The sequence below is a fragment of the Oscillochloris sp. ZM17-4 genome (assembly GCF_019599295.1).
Classification (GTDB): domain Bacteria; phylum Chloroflexota; class Chloroflexia; order Chloroflexales; family Chloroflexaceae; genus Oscillochloris.
Genome location: NZ_JAIEWN010000026.1, coordinates 8811 through 10431 on the forward strand (window position 1 = coordinate 8811; position 1621 = coordinate 10431).

Annotated in this window: 3 protein-coding genes; 2 read left to right on the top strand and 1 reads right to left on the bottom strand. The window is 67.0% G+C overall.

Features of this window, described 5'->3' with window-relative positions; translation table 11 throughout:
* On the bottom strand, positions 1-181 hold a 181-nt coding region (locus K2Z83_RS17765), incomplete at its 3' end, for a response regulator transcription factor (protein ID WP_220596532.1).
* A gap of 234 nt (positions 182-415) precedes the next feature.
* Between K2Z83_RS17765 and K2Z83_RS17770 the strand changes: the two genes are divergently transcribed.
* Together K2Z83_RS17770 and K2Z83_RS17775 are read left to right on the top strand one after the other, a co-directional pair.
* Positions 416-805, top strand: a complete 390-nt coding sequence (locus tag K2Z83_RS17770; RefSeq protein WP_220596533.1) for a hypothetical protein — start codon at positions 416-418, stop codon at positions 803-805.
* A 64-nt stretch (positions 806-869) separates the two neighbouring features.
* Entirely contained in the window at positions 870-1532 is a 663-nt protein-coding gene (locus K2Z83_RS17775) for a cytochrome c family protein (protein ID WP_220596534.1), read from the top strand.
* Positions 1533-1621: the final 89 nt, after the last annotated feature.

A 1621-nucleotide genomic window follows, 5' to 3' on the forward strand; every position in this document is an offset into this window, starting at 1 on the left:
CATCAATGCCGGGCATGAGCACATCGAGGATGATCAGGTTCGGCTGGATGCCATCGACTTGGGCGAGCGCCTCCTCGCCACTTTGGGCCGTGATCACCTCGTAGCCAGATGCGTGAAGAATCCGCCCGACGAACGCGCGGGTGAAGTGGTCGTCATCGACCTGGAAGATAGTTGCCGACATGGATGCACCCAATTGTGCCGCGAGGCGTAGAAAGCGAATGGGGCCCGCCTGCTAAGGCCGCCCGAGACCTTAGCAAGGGGATATCTATTATACGCCTCAGCCATTTCTCAATACAAGTTGGCGTCTGGCACATGTATGTCATGGTTTGCCAACGAAATGCGAATGATCGGGAGGCTTAGGGCGTCTCTATGCTATAATTGCGCCGGATTCGTGAGCCAGGCAGAGAGGCCGGCGATGGTTGTGGCGGCAAGCGGGAAGCAGATGACCTACAGCCACCTGCGCCGGCGGGCCCCATGGCCGACGCTCGTCGTCGGCGTCGCGATCCTCACTATCGCCATCCTCAACCCGCTGCTGTGTGTCCTGCACTGTGCCCTGTCGCACCGCCACGCCGATCCGCGCTCTGGCGAGCCGTCGCTCTACCTCTGTGAGCTTGCCGGCGAGGCCCAGCCGGCGGCGGCGCCCTTCGAGCTCGTATGGGCCGGCCCGCGCGCCATCTACGAGGTGACGCTCCCCTTCACCGTGGCCCTCGCGCGGATCGCCGTGTCTGCCGCGGACGCCTCAGCAGCGCCGACTCTCCCCTCCCAGCATATCCCCGGCCCCTCCTCGCCCCCGCCGAAGATCTGACCGACCCCATCGTGTGTCGGACGAACCCTCTTCTGAATCTTCGGTAGCGCAAGGAGCTACAGCTATGAGCTGGCGACCCTCGAACAGCAGTAACTACCGCCCGTCATCCACACCGCCGCGCGGCTCGCGCGATGGCGAGTCAGCCATCGACCCCACGCTGCGCATGATCATCATCGGCGCGGTCGCCGTGGGCCTGATCGTGGTCGGTGTGATCGTCGCGATCAATCTCGCTGGCAGCCAGGGCGCTGCCACGGCGGCGGCGCCTCCTGCACCCGCCCCCACGCTGGCCGCCACCGCAACCCTGGCCGCGCCCACCGCAGCCCCGGTTATCATCAGCTCACGCGCGACGGCGACGCCTGCGCCGACCGTCGGCCCCGAGGATGCCGGGCCGGTGGGCAGCAGCGGCGACGCCGCTGCGGGCATGGTGATCTTCAACGGCATGCCCAGCGAGGCCCTGCTTGCGGGCGCGGTGACGTGCAGCACCTGCCACCTTGTCGATCCGGGGAGCGGCACCCTCGTCGGCCCGAGCCTGAGCGGCGTCGCCACCCGCGCCGAGACGCGGGTCGCCGGCCTGTCGGCGGCGCAGTACCTGCGCACCTCGATCACGGCACCGAACTCCTACGTGGTCGAGGGCTTCGTCCCAGGCCTGATGACCCAGACCTTCGAGGCGGCCCTGACGCCGGAGCAGATCGAGGATCTGGTGGCCTACCTGCTCACCCTGAAGTGATCGCGGGGCTGCGGCGCGCGGGGCGCTGAGTCCTGGGGCTTTGTCCCAGGCGCATCAACGTAAGCCCTGGCTACCTCGGAGTTTCTTGT